General features: G+C 59.3%; 12 protein-coding genes. 6 read left to right on the plus strand and 6 right to left on the minus strand.

Annotated features, from left to right (window positions below; all coding sequences use genetic code 11):
• Positions 1-1,428, minus strand: coding sequence for a cytochrome-c oxidase, cbb3-type subunit I (gene ccoN, locus HCF10_RS20845; RefSeq protein WP_145337809.1), 1,428 nt, complete (start codon positions 1,426-1,428; stop codon positions 1-3).
• Between the two features lie 194 nt (positions 1,429-1,622).
• Between ccoN and HCF10_RS20850 the strand changes: the two genes are divergently transcribed.
• Positions 1,623-2,117, plus strand: a complete 495-nt coding sequence (locus HCF10_RS20850) for a hypothetical protein (protein WP_167656301.1) — start codon at positions 1,623-1,625, stop codon at positions 2,115-2,117.
• Between the two features lie 133 nt (positions 2,118-2,250).
• Positions 2,251-2,922 carry a DUF3313 domain-containing protein gene (locus HCF10_RS20855; RefSeq protein WP_167656302.1) on the plus strand — a complete coding sequence of 224 codons (672 nt, stop codon included), beginning with the start codon at positions 2,251-2,253 and terminating at the stop codon, positions 2,920-2,922.
• A 3-nt stretch (positions 2,923-2,925) separates the two neighbouring features.
• Here the strand turns inward: HCF10_RS20855 and HCF10_RS20860 are convergent, their stop codons facing one another.
• The 5 genes from HCF10_RS20860 to HCF10_RS20880 form a co-directional block, all read right to left on the minus strand.
• Positions 2,926-3,909 carry a DUF3829 domain-containing protein gene (locus HCF10_RS20860; RefSeq protein ID WP_167656303.1) on the minus strand — a complete coding sequence of 328 codons (984 nt, stop codon included), beginning with the start codon at positions 3,907-3,909 and terminating at the stop codon, positions 2,926-2,928.
• Positions 3,906-5,453 (minus strand): J domain-containing protein, encoded by a 1,548-nt coding sequence (locus HCF10_RS20865; RefSeq protein WP_167656304.1) that lies wholly within the window; start codon positions 5,451-5,453, stop codon positions 3,906-3,908. Before HCF10_RS20865 ends, HCF10_RS20860 begins: the two co-directional genes overlap by 4 nt.
• 131 nt (positions 5,454-5,584) lie before the next feature.
• A complete protein-coding gene (locus HCF10_RS20870; protein WP_131696247.1) occupies positions 5,585-6,985 on the minus strand; it encodes a DUF1254 domain-containing protein in 1,401 nt (466 codons plus the stop codon).
• Positions 6,986-7,181: 196 nt separating this feature from the next.
• Positions 7,182-7,547 carry a response regulator gene (locus HCF10_RS20875; protein WP_131696248.1) on the minus strand — a complete coding sequence of 122 codons (366 nt, stop codon included), beginning with the start codon at positions 7,545-7,547 and terminating at the stop codon, positions 7,182-7,184.
• 253 nt (positions 7,548-7,800) lie between these two features.
• On the minus strand, positions 7,801-11,346 hold the full coding sequence (locus HCF10_RS20880) for a hypothetical protein (protein ID WP_167656305.1): 3,546 nt from the start codon (positions 11,344-11,346) through the stop codon (positions 7,801-7,803).
• A gap of 283 nt (positions 11,347-11,629) precedes the next feature.
• Here HCF10_RS20880 and HCF10_RS20885 point away from each other — a divergent pair, with 283 nt between their 5' ends.
• The 4 genes from HCF10_RS20885 to HCF10_RS20900 are packed head-to-tail and all read left to right on the plus strand — an operon-like array spanning position 11,630 to position 17,741.
• The gene (locus HCF10_RS20885; protein ID WP_131696250.1) at positions 11,630-15,127 is read left to right on the plus strand and encodes a response regulator; all 3,498 of its coding nucleotides are present in this window, start codon (positions 11,630-11,632) and stop codon (positions 15,125-15,127) included.
• Positions 15,128-15,958: a CheR family methyltransferase gene (locus tag HCF10_RS20890; RefSeq protein WP_371920987.1), complete on the plus strand. Its 831-nt coding sequence runs from the start codon at positions 15,128-15,130 to the stop codon at positions 15,956-15,958.
• Entirely contained in the window at positions 15,955-16,554 is a 600-nt protein-coding gene (locus HCF10_RS20895) for a chemotaxis protein CheB (protein WP_131696251.1), read from the plus strand. The genes HCF10_RS20890 and HCF10_RS20895 overlap by 4 nt, the downstream gene beginning before the upstream one ends.
• Entirely contained in the window at positions 16,548-17,741 is a 1,194-nt protein-coding gene (locus HCF10_RS20900; protein ID WP_131696252.1) for a hybrid sensor histidine kinase/response regulator, read from the plus strand. The genes HCF10_RS20895 and HCF10_RS20900 overlap by 7 nt, the downstream gene beginning before the upstream one ends.
• The last annotated feature ends 33 nt before the right edge of the window (positions 17,742-17,774 follow it).

Here is a 17,774-nt window from a genome sequence, read left to right on the forward strand (position 1 = left end):
TCAGGCGATCCGCGCATCGAGTTGGGCCACGTTCAAGTCTGCGACCCGCACGGTGCGCCAAGTGTTGTAGGCCATCAGCAACATGCCCGAGAGGAAAAATACTCCGCCCGCAAATCGCACCACAAACCCCGGATGGCTGGCCTGCAAGGCTTCGACAAACGAGTAGGTGAGGGTGCCGTCGTCGTTTACCGCGCGCCACATCAGGCCTTGGGTAATGCCGTTGACCCACATTGAGGCGATGTACAGCACGGTGCCGATGGTCGCCAGCCAGAAGTGCAGGTTGATCAGCGCCACGCTGTGCATCTGCTCGCGGCCGAAGACCTTGGGGATCATGTGGTACAGCGAGCCAAAGGTGATCATCGCCACCCAACCCAGGGCGCCGGCGTGTACGTGGCCGATGGTCCAGTCGGTGTAGTGGGAGAGGGCGTTCACGGTCTTGATCGCCATCATCGGGCCTTCGAAGGTCGACATGCCATAGAACGCCAGGGACAGCACCAGGAAGCGCAGGATCGGGTCGGTGCGCAATTTATGCCAGGCGCCGGACAAGGTCATCATGCCGTTGATCATCCCGCCCCAGCTCGGGGCCAGCAGGATCAGCGACATCGCCATGCCCAGCGACTGCGCCCAGTCGGGCAGGGCGGTGTAGTGCAAGTGGTGCGGGCCGGCCCAGATGTACAACGTGATCAATGCCCAGAAGTGCACGATGGACAGGCGATAGGAGTACACCGGCCGCCCGACCTGTTTGGGCACGAAGTAATACATCATCCCCAGGAAGCCGGTGGTCAGGAAAAAGCCGACGGCGTTATGCCCGTACCACCACTGCACCATGGCATCGGTCGCGCCGGAATACACCGGGTAGGACTTGAACCAATCCACCGGGATGGCCAGGTGATTGACCACATGCAGCATGGCGATCACCACGATGAAAGCGCCGAAGAACCAGTTGCCCACGTAGATATGTTGGGTCTTGCGCCGCACCACCGTGGTGAAAAACACAATGGCGTAGGCCACCCATACCACGGTCATCCACACCGCGCCGGAGAACTCGATCTCGGCGTATTCCTTGGTGGTGGTGTAGCCCAGGGGCAGGCTGACCAGCATGATCACGATCACCGACTGCCAGCCCCAGAAGGTAAACGCGGCGAGGCTGTCGGAATACAGCCGTACCTGGCAGGTACGCTGAACCGCGTAATAGCTGGCGGCAAATTGCGCGCTGCCGGCGAAGCCGAAGATCACCAGGCTGGTGTGCAACGGCCGCAGTCGGCCAAACGTGGTCCAGGGCAGGTCCAGGTTCATCTCGGGCCAGACCAGTTGCGAGGCGATCCACACCCCCATGGCCATGCCCACCACACCCCATACGAGGGTGGCGATCACGAATTGGCGGACGACTTTATAGTTATAGGCCTGCTCGATTGTTGCGGTGCTCATGCTCAGTCCTCCCACGGTTCCAAGTGGCGGGCACTGTAGGAAACGCGGGAAAAACAAAACAGGCTCAGAAAAAGCTCATTACAGCGGATCAGTCGACAAGCACGCCCACTGGCCTGTCAGCGTTAATCGTACGGTGAGTGGCCGCATCTGCCATGATCGGGCATCGCAACCTGGCACACCCAAGGAAATCCGCAATGGACGATGTACAGCAACTGGGCGAGATGCTTCGTCATTACGCCGATAGCGAAGCGCACAAGAAGCAGCAGTTCGATGTGCAGTCGGCCCGCTGGGCACAAAAGCTCGGCGAGTTGTTCGGGCAGATCGAGCAATGGCTTGAGCCGGTCAAAACCGTCGGCTTGCTGGAGGTGCACCGTGAAGCCTATGTCGCCAGCGGGCCGGGCGTGCCGGTGGAGACGTCGACCTTCAAGACCGAAAAACTGCTGGTGCACATTACCGGTAAAACCGTGGAGTTCGTGCCCGAAGTCATGGGCGTCGGCGGCTTGATCTCGGTGTCGGTGATGGGTTTGACCGCCGCCCGTCACGGCAGCGTATCGTTGGTACTGCCGGCCGAAAAAAACGACTGGTTGTGGAAAAAAACCAACGGTTTGAAAGACCCTGACACCTTTGGCTTCGACGCCAACTTCCTGGCCACGCAGTTGCAGAGCTTGATCCCGCGCGAACGCGGCTGAGGGCGACCGCTTCGTACAGCGTTGATGCGGGCTGCGGGTGTGTCAAACATTGGGTACAAATAAGCATTTTTTGCCCAGGATTGGCTATACCTACAGCTCAATGCCTCAATGATGATCGCCAAGGAGTTCAATAATGAAACTAAGGCTAATGATCAGTACGCTGTGCGTCGCGTCAATTGCTATGGCTGGCTGCGCCAGCAAGGTCACCCAACCGGACGAGTACTCGGGTTTTCTTTCCGACTACAGCCAACTCAAGGAAGCCAAGTCGCCGTCGGGGGCTGAGGTGATGCGCTGGGTCGACCCCAAACTGGACCTGAGCCGCTACACCGCGGTGTACATCGAACCGACGCAGTTCTACCCCAAGCCCCAGGCCACCGCGAAAATTCCCGACAGCACCCTCAATGACATCAACACTTACTTCAACCAGGCACTCAAGCGTGAGCTGGGCAAGTCACTGCCCCTGGCCAACGGCCCTGGCCCCGGTGTGATGGTGGTGCGCGCGGCGATCACTGCCGTCAGCAGCAAGACCGAAGGCCTCAAACCCTATGAATTCGTGCCTGTGGCCCTGGTGGCGGCGGCGGTGAGTACCGGCACCGGCATCCGCGACCAGGAAACTACCCTCGGCACCGAGGCGCAGTTCCTCGATGGTGCCAGTGGCAAGGTGCTCGCCCAAGTGGTGCGCAAGGGCACGGGCAAGCCGCTGTCCAACGACTCGCAGGTGATGAAGGCCGATGACGTGAAAGGCGTGATCGATGGCTGGGCGTCGGACCTGCATCAGTCGTATGTGAAACTGAAAAAACACTAGGGACTAGAACGCGTTCCTGGCGGGTTTGTTGTAGTAGCTGAGCAGGGCGTCGTAGCGACGGGTGATGAGGTAGTAGTCATCACTCAGTTGCTGTGGCGGGGCGTGTTCCCGCCAGTCCTGATGCAGAGTGCGCAATGCCTGGAGGTACGCGTCGGCTGACGAGCGGGTGGCGTACCAGAGGTGAGTGGCTTCATCCTCCCGCTTGCTGCGCGGCGTTTTCGCCATGAAGTCCTTGCTGGCATCGCTGGCCTGTTGCAGCGTCTCGGTCAAGCTGAGCAGTTGCTGGGGCGTCAGGCTGGCGTCGCGTACACCCTGGTCAATCTGGTTCATCGCCTGACGGGCCGCGATCATATGGTTAAGCAGGTGCCAATGCAGGTCCCGGCCGAAGCGCGCTTCGAGTCGCGCCAGTTGTACCGGGCGCAGATGGATGTCTTCGTTTTCCAACTGGGTGCGTAACGCAGCGGACGCGCTCAGGTACTCTTCGCCCCGGTTGGCCAATTCCCCGACCATCCGCTTGTTCATGGCTTGCGCCACCCATTGACGCATGTTCGACGGCATACCTTCGGTTTGTATCGGATCAACCATGTCCGCCAGTGAGGTGAATTTATTCAGCTTGTCGGCATACACCATGGCGAGAGTACCGAGGTGGCTTCCGGGCTGCTGACGCTCCAGTTTGAGGGTGTACAGCTGCGAACAGACCGCCGCCTGGATAATGCGGGGCTCGGGCTCGTCACGGTCGCCAAACTTATCCTGGGTGGGCGCCTCGGGTTGTGTCGAACGCATACGGTAGTAAGCCAGGCGCGTATCGCGATCAATGCGGTTCACACAATCAATGATCGGCGCCAGTGCGCTGGCCGTCGCGGTGGAAGGGCTGTCCCGTTGGTCCAGCCATAATTGCACGCGTTGCAGCGGTTTGGTGGCGCCGGCCACACCGAGCAATCCCAGGCCCAATACCAGGCTGATGGGTAACAACCATTTCGGATTCATTGCGCGGCCTCCTGGCCATACCACTGTGCCTGGGTGGCGGGCGCCTGACAGTCGGGGGCGCTGCGAGGCATGCGGCTGCACAGGCGTTCGGGCCACTGTTGCAGGCCCTGGTTACGGGTCACGTGTTGCTGGTTGTCGAGCACCGTCAAGCCGGTGTACAGCACAATCCCACTGATGACCAACAGCACCATGCCCAGGGCCGTCCAGCGTGGGTGGCGGGCGGTCCAGGTGGTGTGGCTGTTCATGAAGGGCCGCTTGATCACGCCGATAGCCGCCAGGGTCGCGACCAGCGCCAGGCTGGCAAACGGGCCGAACGCGTAACCCAGCACTGCGGCAAGGACCAGCCCTGGCAGCAGGTCCCGTATCGGCAACAACGGAAGGTGAGTAGGGCTGAACCAGCGCGGCAGGCGCTCACTGAGTCGTTCATCGAGCACGCGGTACTGGTGAGCCAGCGGGCTCCAGACCTGCCAAGCCAATCCGGCGCCTATCACGGCGCCCAACGACCACAGCAGGCCGTAGCCCAAGGTCGGCAGCACATTGCCGGCCAGGGGCTCGGCATTCACCAGCACGCCTACCAGGCAACTCAGCACCAGCGCGACAATCCAGGGCCAGGTGTCCATGGCCGTGTCCCACCCTTGCCAGAAGTACACGATACCGCCGGGCATCGTTTCGGCTTCGGCCACGTGCTCGGTGTAGATATCTGCACTGAGTGCCTGGCAGGCTTTCCAGTCATGTTCATCAAAGCGTTGGGCGAAGGCACGGCGCTGACCCAGGCTCATCGGTGCCAGTAGCAGCCGGGCAGCCCGTTGTTGCGGGCTGTTGGGCGCTTCTGCGGCGAGTGCCCGTTGGCGTGCCATGAAGACCGGGCCTTGCTGGCGTTGCAACAGCCGCGTCCAATCCCCCGCCGGGCAGTCATGACCGGCGCCGCCGTGCCAATGCTGGCCGGCGCACACCGAGTCGAACACTGCGCTCGACCAGTAGTGACTCTGTGCAAGCAGGCGGGCCAGCCATTGGTTGAACCACTCGGCATGCGGGTGATTGTTCACCCAGGGATGTTCGGAACGTGCGGCATAGGCAGCCAGGAAAGCGGCCTCGTCCTTTTGCTCAAGGGCCTGGCGCAAGGGTTGCTGCAAAGCGCTGCGGTGCTTGCGCTCGAGTCTTTCGATCAGCTCGCCGGGCAGTTCCAGGCGCTGCCAGGCCGTCAGCCAGTTGAAGGTTTCAAAGGCCCAGCGGGTTTCTTCGGGGTTGAGATGCCCCTCGATGTCGCGCAGCAACAACTGGATTTCAAAGTGCAGCGCATTGCCATGGGCCATGGCTGCCTGGTAGTGGTCGGCAAGGCTGTCGCCCTGGATGTCGATGACCACTTCGTCAGCTTCCTGCTGCCCCTGACTCCACGCCAGCGCGGCCTCATAGGCTTCGCGCAGGCGCTGGAAACCCTCGGGGTCATCATCCGGCCGGGTTTTCTTCAGCAGGGCGGCGTATTGGCGCTTGATCGCGCGGCTATCGGCATCCGGCGCCAGGCCAAGGACATTCCAGCAAGTCATGTGCAGTGCAACTCCGTAGACAATCGCGCGCACATTACCCGTTTTACAATTTGATAAACCAGCGGTAGTACGGGTTGGCGCTTACAGCAGGAATGGCCCGGCCTGACGCGGTCGCGACCGGGCACGCGGTGTTACTTAAGCGGCGTCAACGGCGGCAGCTTCCACTGGCCGTTACCCACCTCAGGCTTGGGCAGGTAAATCCGCAGGATTGCGTAGAACGGACCGGGTGGGGCCGGCAACCAGTTGCTCTGCTCGGCCTTCGGCGGCTCGTGGTGCTGCAGGGCCAAGGTCAGGCCGCCATCGGCGTCCCGCTTGAGGCCGGACAGCATGTGCGAATTGATCAGGTAGCGCTTCTTGTGGTTGGGCACCAGCAGCTTGGTCTTGGCGTCGTACATGGTCAGCGACCAGAAGGCATCGGCTGGTGGCAACTGGTCCTTGGCGAAGTGCACGGTGTAGCTGTGGCGTGCGCCGTTGGCGGGCTTGCCCTCGCTGTCGAGGATATAGCTCAGGTACGCGACCTCATCGCCGGAGTTACCGAAAAGCCCCATGTCCGCACCGGCGTAGCGGTACAGGTAGTTGTTGTTCAGGTGGTCGCGGCTGCCGTACAAATCGCCACTGGCGACCTGATGCGTGTCGACCTTGTCCTTTTTGAACGCGGCAAACTCGGCGCGTGCATCGGAGATACCGTCTTCCAGGGCCTTGCGCTGTTCAGCGGTCAACTCCTTGACCTTAAAGGGTGCGCCCGGGGCGATACCAATCTTGGCGAAGCGCGCCAGCAGGTCTTTCTCGCTGTCCTGGGGTGCGGCGAAGGCCAGCATGAAGTTCAGGTAGCGAAACAGTTGCGGGCCTTCGGTCATGGTCGCCATGGGCTTGGGCCATGGGACCTTCGGCGCCTTGGCCGGCGCAGCTTGCTTCACGTAATTGCTCAGAGACTGGACTTTGTAGCCGTTCTGGATCTGCTTGACCTTGTTCAGATCCTTCTCGTCGAACAACTGCGTACGGTAGAGGGCGTAGGCGATGTTGCTTTCGCTGTAGACCACGCGGTCCACGTTCACCGGCTGCTGACCTTTCCAGTCCGGGCCGGCGATCATGTAGTGGCCGCCGTTGTTGCCGGTGCTGCGGGTGCCCAGATAGGCGATGTTCTGCGTGTAGAGGTCGATCAATTGCACCGAGTAGTAACGGTCGTCTTCGATCTTGGGCAGCGTCAGCACCAGTGGCTCGCTGCGCAGGTCCATCCACACGAACGAGTAGGGCGTGTCCGAGTTCGGCGTCACGAACGCGGTGTCCTTGGGGGTGATCACTTGGGCGGTATTGCCGATATGGTTGAACGGTGCCTTGAAGTTGGTACCGCCCTTATCAACGGCCTGGGTGTAAAGCGTCTTGTACATCTCCACCACCGGGTAGCCATACAGGTAGGCTTCCTTGGCGATGGCCCGGGCTTCGCTGGGGGTGGCGGTAAATTCGGCCCAGGCGCCGGTACTCATGAGTATCGAGAGGCTCGCCAACAGCAGGCGCGTCGGTTTTCCAATCATGTTGTTGCGTCCTTCCAAAGTTCGTTTGACTGCCGGGGAATAAAGGCGATGAGTTTCCTGTTTTATTTCCCTGACGTCACGTTAATCCCTGCGAATAAAGTGAACTCATCAATGCCGATCTGTACGGCGGCTTGAACATGTGGATAAAGACGCACAAATAGCCGCCCTTGCCGGGCGGCACTGTGTAAAAGAGGGGTCAGGCGGCAGGCAGCATCGATTTGACTTTGTCGCGCAATTGATCGATGGAGAACGGCTTGGCGATCACCTGCATCCCGGCGGGCACATCAATATTCTCGGCATAGCCGCTGGCAAACAGGATAGGTAGGGTGGGGCGCAATTCACGCACCTTGGCCGCCAGTTGCTTGCCGTCCATGTCCGGCAGGCCGACGTCGGTCATCATCAGGTCGATGATCTGCGCGGTGTCTTCAACAATCTTCAAGGCTTCTTGCGCATCGGCAGCTTCAAGCACCAGGAACTCCAACTCTTCGAGCACATCAACGATCAGCATACGCACGATGGCATCGTCTTCGACGACAAGGAGGGTGGAGGAGACTGCGGACATAATGAGGGTTCCCGAAAAAATGGAGGTGCAGGTCTTTAGCGGTTGAAAGACCATTCTCTAATGAGTCGCGTCAATCTCGGCAAGTTCCGTTGGCGGGGGCATTGTGACGGGAATGCAAGAAAAAGTCGCGTTACTCACCAGAGGCCGCGGGCCATCAGTGGCTCCGTCCTGTGCGCCGTTCAACACATTGCCGGGCAAGCGGCTTCGTTCAGAAGCTCCTGGCCCTGCCGGGGGCCAGGATCAATGCCATGCCTTAAGGCGGCAGGGGTCTGGATACCATCATTGAAACCGCAAAACTGTCCACCTTGTCTGTGACGATGTCATCGGGATGGAACGCGCTCACGTGGAACCCCTTTTTGCCCCCCGGCGAAATCTTAGGCCTTAAGGTCGCGCTGACACCGCCGCTATTGAGGATTTTCTCGATGCCTTCACGCATAGACTCTACGTTATCAAACCTGACCAGTCCGCCATTGGGCTCGAAGAAAAACCACTCTTTTTGGCCATCCTTGACTCTGATGCCTGCCAGCATGGCGTGATCTTCCGTGCTGATTCTCAGGTATTTTGACGTCGTGGACCTGCTCAGATCGTCGATGATGGACTGATGATTGATCAATGAAGGGGCGGCGTTTACGTGGAAGGTGTCCTTTGTGTTTACGGCGTACTGCAGTGTTTTTAAATCGTGATTGAATAGGGTGTGCAGCGGAGAGGGCGATTCAGTGGTGGAGGCCTTGCGAAGATTGTCGAGGAATATTTTTTCGTCTCCTCGATGCAAGGCGAGCGCCATGGCATTCGATAACCCGGCGCAATCGCCGTTGGAGGTCAAATCAACACGGCCGAGGTAGTCCGACTGGGCAAAGCTATTGATGGAAACGCTGGGAGAATTCCCGACATCGCGGGTAAGCAGCGCAGTGAAATACTTGCCCTCTTCAATTCTTTTGGCCTTCAACTCCCTGGCCAGAATCCCCATTTCTTCAGGTGTCCTGCCAGGTTTGGCCGCTAATACCATCAACGCCTCGAAACTGCGCTGTCCAGAGTAATCCGACAAGTCATCCAATGCACCGTTTCGATAACCCTGGTTGAATTTCGGAAGTGTGTTGGAGGTCCTCGCGGCAGAGATATTCTCTCCGGCACTCGCCAGGTACGTATCTGGGACTCTACCGAACAGACTGCCGCGCAGGGGGGAGAAGTTCTCGATTGGCGGGCCATAGGGCAGGTTTCGAAAAGGGTCGAAGCTATACCATCGATCGTTTTTCAGAACGGCGACGCCGTCGACGCTATTCTCTCCGACTTTATAAGTCCCTATCAGCGTCGGACCATATTCCTTGTTGGCCGCCTTCAACAGGTCATAGCTTCCCGATGCGCCACGTACCTTGTTAATCAGCACCTGCCCGGAGTCACTGAGGAATCTTGCTCCACGTGTGACCAGGCTGGCGGTTCCCGTCGCCAAGCCCCTGACCCCGCCGAGCGGATTGAGCGCGCCGATAAGACCACTGCCGAGGACGCGTGCCGTCTGGAGCGCCTTTATAGTAGGGGACGCTGCGGATACAAGCACTTTGGCGGCTTTTGCGGAAACACCGTAACCCATCGTGGCCAGCGCTAGAGTATCCAGGCCAAGGTCCAGAAGGCCTGCCTCATAATCACCGTCGCGAAAATTGACATAGGCCGACCTGAACGGAATCAAGTTGAGAAAGAACTGCCTGACTCGCTCATCGCCTGCTTTCTGCTCATCAAGTGTCGTGGTTCCATTGGCTTGCAGCCATTGGTCCTTGCCGTTGATATCAAGGTGTTCAAGAAACGCGTCCGCAAGGTACTGGGTTCGGGCGGAGGTAAAACTCGACGGGGCCGGTAAAGGGGTATTCGGTTGGTGTGCTTCACGCCCTTGGCGATCAAGGCGTTCCGGGGTGAATTTTTCGACTTTGGTCAGAATATTCGCGTCGCGCCAATCACCCCGGGTGATGGCCGCCTCACTCGTGCGCTTGACGATTCGTTTGTTTCTTATATCGATTTCATAAACACAGACCTGGGGTTTTCCGTCGACCTCTCTTTCAGTTCTTACCAGCAACTCATTGAGTCTTGACTGGAAAGTGGGGGGATTTATGAGCCCCCTGCCAATTTTGTACTGGTTAGATTGATAGAAATCGATTTTACCGAATTCCAGGTTTTGCCGGTCTTCCAGCGGGAGTTCGGAAATCAGGTGTTTCACCTGGGTCTGAATGCCTTCTTTCAGCGATTGGGTCGCCGTCTCGTATTGGCCTTGAAATATGCCGTTGACGTTGAGCCTGGGCTGCTCGTTGATCGCATTGATGGGGACCCGGGCATCGTCTGTTTTCCAGTTGACGTTGATGCCCATCATGGCCATGTCCAGCATTGAGTGTTTCCCATCCAATTGCTTGGCTTTGTCTTGGGAGACGGTCGAGAGGCACTTCAATTCAAACGGAATACCTTCCCCAAAATGCTCCTTGAGCTTTGCCAGGGCGATGGCTTTTCTGCTTGGAATCTCGGCAGACAGTAATTGGGAGGCCTTGACTCTGGTAGTCAACTGCTGATTGAACGCGGTCCTGATGCTCTCCACTTCCTGAGGGGTGTAGGCAGCATCATCCTTCTTTACGACAAGGCCATTGATCATGCCCCAGTCCAGCAACAAGGCTGTGATGACGTGGACCGGCGGATCATTCAAGACTTGGGCGGCACTCATCACCTGGCCGTAGTCCAACTGTGATGTGGTACCCGGTGCACTCGCTTCGACCTTGGCCACCGCCAGGCAGAAATTTACCCAGGCCTGGCTGCCGTTGACCAGCGTGTCGGGAATGTCCTTGACCAGGAACTGAGGCGCTATGCGTGACAGCAACAGGTGGGTGGCCAGCTTGGCTGTGGCTTGCGTGGCCCGGCCTTTATCCACCAGATGGCGACTGAGCCCCTCAACGATGGCTGACGGTGGCATGCCCCAGTATTTTTCCTGCCCCAAGTCGAAGCCGGCGATTGAATTCCTGGCGGGCGACTCGACGGATTCACGATCGAGGCCAATGTTAATGGCGGCCAACACGTAGTCGCTGATGCTGGTTGGCGTGGCAATCCCTTCAAGCCCGCTCTGTAATGCTTGCCCCATCGCCTGGGCCTTGGTGGACTTGAGCAGGGTTTCCAGGGCCTTGGCAGGGTCTTGCAGTTCGGCATCCGACAGCGAGCTGGCTTTTATCAGGGCGCCCAGCGCGCCTTTTGTCAGCTCTGACCGGACCGGGCCTGGCTCTGAGTGGCGGCTATGCCGCATCACCCCGGCTTCGGCAATGACACGCACCTTGTGTCGTTGTTGCGAGGTCAAGGGCAGGGGCCAGGATAGCGCCCCCCCGAGATTGCCCAAGGGTTGTTCCAATGCATGAGCGTGCGCGGCGTCCGCCAAGTGAACCAGATCAAGCCGGGTTTCAGGCATAGTCAAATTATGGTGCTTGAGAAAGGTTTCCAGACTGACAGAGGCCTGGCCTCCCGACGCGCTGTCCTGGTGGTAGGCGGAGCGTGGGTCAATGGCGGTTTGAGTACTGCTCAAATGAGCCAGCAGGGTTTGGGGCGTCGCATCCTGCGCAAGGGTGTTCATGGCAGTGGTGAGGTGCTGCGCCACATTTTTCCAGTTCTGCGCGTTTCCCTGCGCGCGGGCCTCTGATGTATGTGACAGGGATTGATCCGAGACTATTGCACGCGTGGCGCCGCTGGGGTTGCCAGTGGAAGGCGTGCCCTCCGGCTGATCGGGTGATATTGGCGTGGAGTATTTGAAACCCTGTGGATGTAGCAAACTCAAAGAGGAAGTCATCTTTATTACCTTTAGTTATTTAAGGGTAATACCTTCTGAAAGGGCCTCCCTGGACCTAAGGCACACAGCAAGTGAGTGTCGAGCGTAAGTCCGGACGTTCCCCGCAGGCCGGGAAGCAAGTGTCAGAAATCATATATGTAGGCATGCAGGCAGGGAGCGGGGGGAGGGAGTCTGATCAGGCAGACCGTCGCGCTTAATCTTCTATGTGCATCACAAAACGTAGCCCTCTACCGCCACTTTGGGGCAAACTCCCGGGTTTTCCATACTTGGCCAAGGCATGCCCATGACTCCCGCGTCGTCTGTCGATGAAAAGAGCTTTCGTACACTGCTCAGCCGAAACGTAGCGTTGCCCCTGGGTGTGGGCGTGCTAAGCGCGGTATTTTTCGTCTGCCTGATCACCTATTTGCTGTCAGTCATCCAATGGGTCGAGCACACCGACCGGGTGATCAATAACCTCAACGAATCATCTAAAATGACGGTGGACCTGGAAACCGGCATGCGCGGTTTCCTCATCACCGGTGACGAGCACTTTCTCGACCCGTACGAAGTGGCTAAGCCGCGGATCATTGCCGACCTGCGCAACCTGCAAGAGCTGGTGGCGGATAACCCACAGCAGGTGGACCGTCTCAAGCGCCTGGAAGCGTTGCAACTGGAGTGGAACAAATACGCCCAGTCAATGATTGATATGCAGCGCCAGAGTGGGGACTACCGCGGCGCGGTGAAGGCCGGCCGTGGCAAGCGCCTGACCGATGAGATCCGCAAGGAATACGAAGATGCGGTGGCGATGGAGCAGCAGTTCCGCATCACGCGCAATCAAGAAGTCACCCGCACCACCGTTATCAGTGTCACTTTGTATTTGGCGTTCGTGTTGGGGTTGAGTGGCTTCCTGGCCTATATAGGCCGTAAGAATTTACTCGCTCTTTCAGGTAGTTATAGCGCAAACCTCGCGTCACAACAGAAGATCGCACTGCGCCTGGAACAACAAGCCTGGCTACGCAATGGCCAGACCGAATTGGCCGAGCAAGTCCTTGGCCAACTGACCCTCAACATGCTGGGCCGCAATATCCTGCAATTCTTCGCCCAGTACATGGGCTCGGCGGTGGCGGCGCTGTATGTGCGTGAAGAGCACGGCGGCCTCAGGCGCGTGGCGACGTATGGCTTCTCCCGGGAACAGGAACAGCTTGAACAGGCTATCTACAGCGACGAGGGGATCGTGGGCCAGGCCGCCCAGTTGGACCGGCTGATTCGCCTTGATGATGTGCCGGTCGACTACTTCAAGGTCAGCTCCGGCCTCGGCGAAGGCTCGACCCGTAGCGTGCTGGTGGTGCCCACCAGCGATGACGACCGTGTCAATGGTGTGATTGAGCTGGGCTTCCTGCGACCGCTGGAAGAGCGTGATGTAGAACTGCTGGAGCTGATCGCCGGTAATATCGGCACGTCAATCGAAGCGGCGCGCTACCGCCAACGCTTGCAGGAAGTGCTGGCCGAGACCCAGCAACTCAACGAAGAGCTGCAAGTGCAGCAGGAAGAACTGAAGACCGCCAACGAAGAGCTTGAAGAGCAGTCGCGCATCCTCAAGGAATCCCAGGCCCACCTGGAAACCCAGCAAGCCGAGCTGGAGCAGACCAACGAGCAACTGGCCGAACAGACCCAGACCCTGGCCGAGCAGCGCGATGCCATGGACCGCAAGAACGTCCAGCTCAACCAGGCCCAGCTCGAGCTGGAAGACCGCGCCGATGAGTTGCAGCGTTCCAGCAAGTACAAGTCCGAATTCCTCGCCAACATGTCCCACGAACTGCGTACACCGCTGAACAGTTCGTTGATCCTGGCCAAGTTGCTGGCGGAAAACCCCCAGGAAAACCTCAGCGCCGAACAGGTCAAGTTTGCCGAGTCGATCTATTCGGCCGGCAACGACCTGCTCAACCTGATCAACGACATCCTCGATATTTCCAAGGTAGAAGCCGGCAAGTTGGAAGTGCGCCCGGAAAACTCCAGTGTGGCGCGCCTGGTCGATGGCTTGCGCGGGATGTTCGAACCGTTGGCCGCTGACCGTAAGCTGGGCTTCCAGGTGGAGGTACAGAACGGTGCGCCGGTGATGCTGTTTACCGACCGCCAGCGCCTGGAGCAGATCCTCAAGAACCTGCTGTCCAACGCGGTGAAGTTCACTGAGCAGGGCGAAGTGAGCCTGTCGGTGTCCCGTGCGCCGGGCGAGGGCATTGCCTTTACCGTGCGTGATTCGGGTATCGGTATTGCGCCGGACCAGCAGGAAAGCATCTTCGAAGCTTTCCGCCAGGCCGATGGCACCACCAACCGCCGCTACGGCGGCACCGGCCTGGGCCTGTCGATTTCCCGCGACCTGGCCGCGTTGCTCGGCGGCTATATCAGCGTGACCAGCGAACCCGGTAAAGGCAGCACCTTTACCCTGGTGCTGCCGGAGCAGTATGTCGAACGCGAGGAAGACGCCGCGCCGATCGAGCAACCGCGCCAGGTCGTGGCCGCCCCCGCGCCCAAGCCCATCGCGATCTCACCGCTGCCGGTTGCCGACGCCAAGCAGATCCCGCGGTTTGCCGACGACCGCGACAAAGCGCCGTTCACCAGTCGTTGCATCCTGGTGGTGGAGGATGAACCGAACTTCGCGCGCATCCTGTTCGACCTGGCCCATGAGTTGGGTTACCAGTGCCTCGTGGCCCATGGCGCGGACGAAGGCTACAGCCTGGCCGAGGAATACATCCCCGACGCGATCCTGCTGGACATGCGCCTGCCGGACCATTCCGGCCTCACCGTGCTGCAACGCCTCAAGGAGCACGCCAACACCCGCCACATCCCGGTGCATGTGATTTCCGTGGAAGACCGCGTCGAAGCCGCCATGCACATGGGCGCTATCGGCTATGCGGTAAAACCCACCACCCGCGAAGAGCTCAAGGACGTGTTTGCGCGTCTGGAAGCCAAGCTGACCCAGAAGGTCAAGCGCGTGCTGCTGGTGGAGGACGATGACCTCCAACGCGACAGCATTGCCCGCCTGATCGGCGACGATGACATCGAGATCACCGCCGTGGGCTTCGCCCAGGAAGCGCTGGACCTGCTACGCAACAACGTCTACGACTGCATGATCATCGACCTCAAGCTGCCGGACATGCTGGGCAACGAGTTGCTCAAGCGCATGGCCACCGAAGATATCTGCTCGTTCCCGCCGGTGATCGTCTACACCGGCCGCAATCTCACCCGTGATGAAGAGGCCGAATTGCGCAAGTATTCGCGCTCGATCATCATCAAGGGCGCCCGCTCACCGGAGCGCCTGCTCGACGAAGTCACACTCTTTCTGCACAAAGTCGAATCCCAGCTGTCCCATGACCGCCAGAAGATGCTCAAGACCGCCCGCAGCCGCGACAAGGTTTTCGAAGGACGCAAGATCCTGTTGGTGGACGACGATGTGCGTAACATCTTCGCCCTGACCAGCGCCCTGGAGCACAAAGGCGCCGTGGTGGTGATCGGCCGTAATGGCCGCGAAGCCATCGAGAGACTCAATGAAGTCGACGATATCGACCTGGTGCTGATGGATGTGATGATGCCGGAGATGGACGGCTACGAGGCCACCGCCTTGATCCGCCAGGACCCGCGCTGGAAGAAACTGCCGATCATCGCCGTGACGGCCAAGGCCATGAAGGACGATCAGGAGCGTTGCCTCGCGGCGGGCTCCAACGATTACCTGGCCAAGCCGATCGACCTGGATCGCCTGTTCTCGCTGATTCGCGTATGGCTACCCAAGATGGAACGCATTTAAGTGGAGCAACGTTTTTTGGAGAAAAGCAGCGATATTGAGCTGCGCCTGTTGATCGAGGCGATTTACCTCAAGTACAGCTACGACTTTCGCGACTACTCCGGCGCGTCGGTCAAACGCCGCGTGGCTCATGCCTTGCGCCAGTTCGACTGCGCCACGATTTCGGCGCTGCAGGAGCGGGTGTTGCATGACCCGGCAGCGTTCATGCAGTTGCTGCAATTTCTGACGATCCCGGTGAGCGAGATGTTTCGCGATCCCTCGCACTTCCTGGCGATCCGCCAGGAAGTGGTGCCGCTGCTCAAGACCTACCCGTCGATCAAGATCTGGATCGCCGGTTGCAGCACTGGGGAGGAGGTGTACTCCATGGCCATCCTGCTGCGTGAAGAGGGCTTGCTGGAGCGCACGATCATCTACGCCACGGACATCAACCCGGCGTCCCTGGATAAAGCCAAGCAGGGCATTTTCTCGCTGGAAAATGTGCGGGCCTACACCGCCAATTATCAACAGGCCGGGGGGCAACGATCATTTGCCGACTACTACACGGCGGCCTACGATTACGCAATCTTCGACAAGACGCTGCGCGAGAACGTGACGTTTGCCGATCACAGCCTGGCGACCGACAGTGTATTCTCAGAAACTCAATTAATTTCATGCCGTAACGTATTGATTTACTTCAATAAAAAGTTGCAGGATCGAGCATTCGGATTGTTTCATGAGTCGCTGTGCCATCGCGGCTTCCTGGTGCTGGGCAGCAAGGAAACCCTGGATTTTTCCGCCTACAACAAGCAATTCGAACCCTTGGTCAAACAGGAACGGATCTACCGAAAATCATGAGCGACGTTGCAGCCAACCCGATTCGCGGGATTGAAGCCATCGTCGTCGGCGCTTCCGCCGGCGGCGTCGAAGCGTTGCTGAGTATTTTCAGCGAACTGCCCGAGTCCTTCGGCCTGCCGATCATTGCCGTCTTGCACCTGCCGGATGAGCGCCGCAGCCAACTGGCGGAAGTCTTTGCGCGGCGCTTGCCCATCCCCGTGCGCGAAGCGCGGGACAAGGAGGTAATCGATGCAGGCACGCTTTATTTCGCCGGACCCGGCTATCACCTCTCGGTAGAGCATGACCGCAGCCTGTCCCTGAGCCAGGAAGACCGGGTACACCATTCCCGGCCGGCTATCGATTACCTGTTCGCCTCGGCCGCCGACGCCTATGGCAAGGGGCTGCTGGCGATTCTCCTGACCGGCGCCAACCACGATGGCGCCCACGGGCTGGCCCATGTCAAGCACTCGGGCGGCACCACCGTGGTACAGGACCCCAGTGAAGCTCGGATCGCCGTGATGCCGCAGGCGGCCCTGGCCTTGCATATACCCGACCATATTCTGACTTTGAGCCGCATTGCCGCATTGCTGGCTTCCCTGGAATCCTCCCCATGTTAAGTACTGTCCAGGCCAAACTGCTGATCGTTGACGATCTGCCGGAAAACCTGCTGGCCCTCGAAGCGCTGATCAAGCGCGAGGATCGCCAGGTCTTCAAGGCATTGAGCGCCGACGAGGCCTTGTCCCTGTTGCTGGAGCACGAGTTCGCCCTGGCGATTCTTGATGTGCAGATGCCCGGCATGAACGGGTTCGAGCTGGCCGAACTGATGCGCGGCACCGAAAAAACCAAGAACATTCCGATTGTGTTCGTCAGCGCCGCAGGCCGTGAGCTCAATTACGCCTTCAAGGGCTACGAAAGCGGCGCCGTGGATTTCCTGCACAAACCGCTGGATATCCACGCGGTGAAGAGCAAGGTCAATGTGTTCGTCGACCTGTACCGCCAGAGCAAGGCGATGAAACTGCAGGTGGAAGCGCTGGAGCGCAGCCGTCGCGAGCAGGAGCTGTTGCTGACGCGCCTGCAGGCCACCCAGGCCGAGCTGGAGCAGGCAGTGCGCATGCGGGACGACTTCATGTCGATCGTCGCCCACGAAGTGCGTACGCCACTTAACGGCCTGATCCTGGAAACCCAGCTGCGCAAGATGCACCTGGCGCGGGATAACGCCGCCGCGTTCACCCTGGACAAGATGCACGCCATGGTCGACCGCGACGAGCGTCAGATCCAGAGCCTGATCCGCCTGATCGAAGACATGCTCGACGTCTCGCGTATCCGCACCGGCAAATTGTCGATTCGCCCGGGGCGCTTCGACCTGACGCAACTGGTAAGCAACCTGGTGGAGAATTTCGCTCCGCAAGTGGCTGCCGCCGAATCGTCGATGCAACTGGTTGCCGGTGGACCCGTGGTGGGCAACTGGGATGAGTTCCGTATCGAGCAGGTGATCACCAATCTGCTGACCAACGCCTTGCGCTACGGGGCCAAGAGCCCGGTGGAGGTGCGCGTGTACAGCGAACATGGCGAGGCCCGGGTCGAGGTGCGCGACCATGGGATCGGCATCAGTGAAGCGAACCAGAAGCGTATCTTCCAGCAGTTCGAACGCGTGTCCGCCAGCCAGGTATCAGCGGGCCTGGGCCTTGGGCTGTTTATTTCAGAACAGATCATTGCAGCCCACGGCGGCACCATCGAGGTCGAGAGCCGGATAGGCGAGGGCGCGTTGTTTCGGGTGTGCCTGCCCCTTGAACAGTCGGCATGAAATCAATCGTCACCCCGACGCAACCTCTGCGTG

The sequence above is a fragment of the Pseudomonas sp. B14(2022) genome (assembly GCF_012030485.1).
In the GTDB taxonomy this organism is placed as follows: domain Bacteria; phylum Pseudomonadota; class Gammaproteobacteria; order Pseudomonadales; family Pseudomonadaceae; genus Aquipseudomonas.

What these genes read in the sequence shown, in the direction of transcription:
- HCF10_RS20900 (WP_131696252.1), top strand. Translation starts at nt 16,548, where the DNA reads ATGTTAAGTACTGTCCAGGCCAAACTGCTGATCGTTGACGATCTGCCG.
- HCF10_RS20885 (WP_131696250.1), top strand. Translation starts at nt 11,630, where the DNA reads ATGACTCCCGCGTCGTCTGTCGATGAAAAGAGCTTTCGTACACTGCTC.
- HCF10_RS20895 (WP_131696251.1), top strand. Translation starts at nt 15,955, where the DNA reads ATGAGCGACGTTGCAGCCAACCCGATTCGCGGGATTGAAGCCATCGTC.
- HCF10_RS20875 (WP_131696248.1), bottom strand. Translation starts at nt 7,547, where the DNA reads ATGTCCGCAGTCTCCTCCACCCTCCTTGTCGTCGAAGACGATGCCATC.
- ccoN (WP_145337809.1), bottom strand. Translation starts at nt 1,428, where the DNA reads ATGAGCACCGCAACAATCGAGCAGGCCTATAACTATAAAGTCGTCCGC.
- HCF10_RS20855 (WP_167656302.1), top strand. Translation starts at nt 2,251, where the DNA reads ATGAAACTAAGGCTAATGATCAGTACGCTGTGCGTCGCGTCAATTGCT.
- HCF10_RS20870 (WP_131696247.1), bottom strand. Translation starts at nt 6,985, where the DNA reads ATGATTGGAAAACCGACGCGCCTGCTGTTGGCGAGCCTCTCGATACTC.
- HCF10_RS20865 (WP_167656304.1), bottom strand. Translation starts at nt 5,453, where the DNA reads ATGACTTGCTGGAATGTCCTTGGCCTGGCGCCGGATGCCGATAGCCGC.
- HCF10_RS20880 (WP_167656305.1), bottom strand. Translation starts at nt 11,346, where the DNA reads ATGACTTCCTCTTTGAGTTTGCTACATCCACAGGGTTTCAAATACTCC.
- HCF10_RS20860 (WP_167656303.1), bottom strand. Translation starts at nt 3,909, where the DNA reads ATGAATCCGAAATGGTTGTTACCCATCAGCCTGGTATTGGGCCTGGGA.
- HCF10_RS20850 (WP_167656301.1), top strand. Translation starts at nt 1,623, where the DNA reads ATGGACGATGTACAGCAACTGGGCGAGATGCTTCGTCATTACGCCGAT.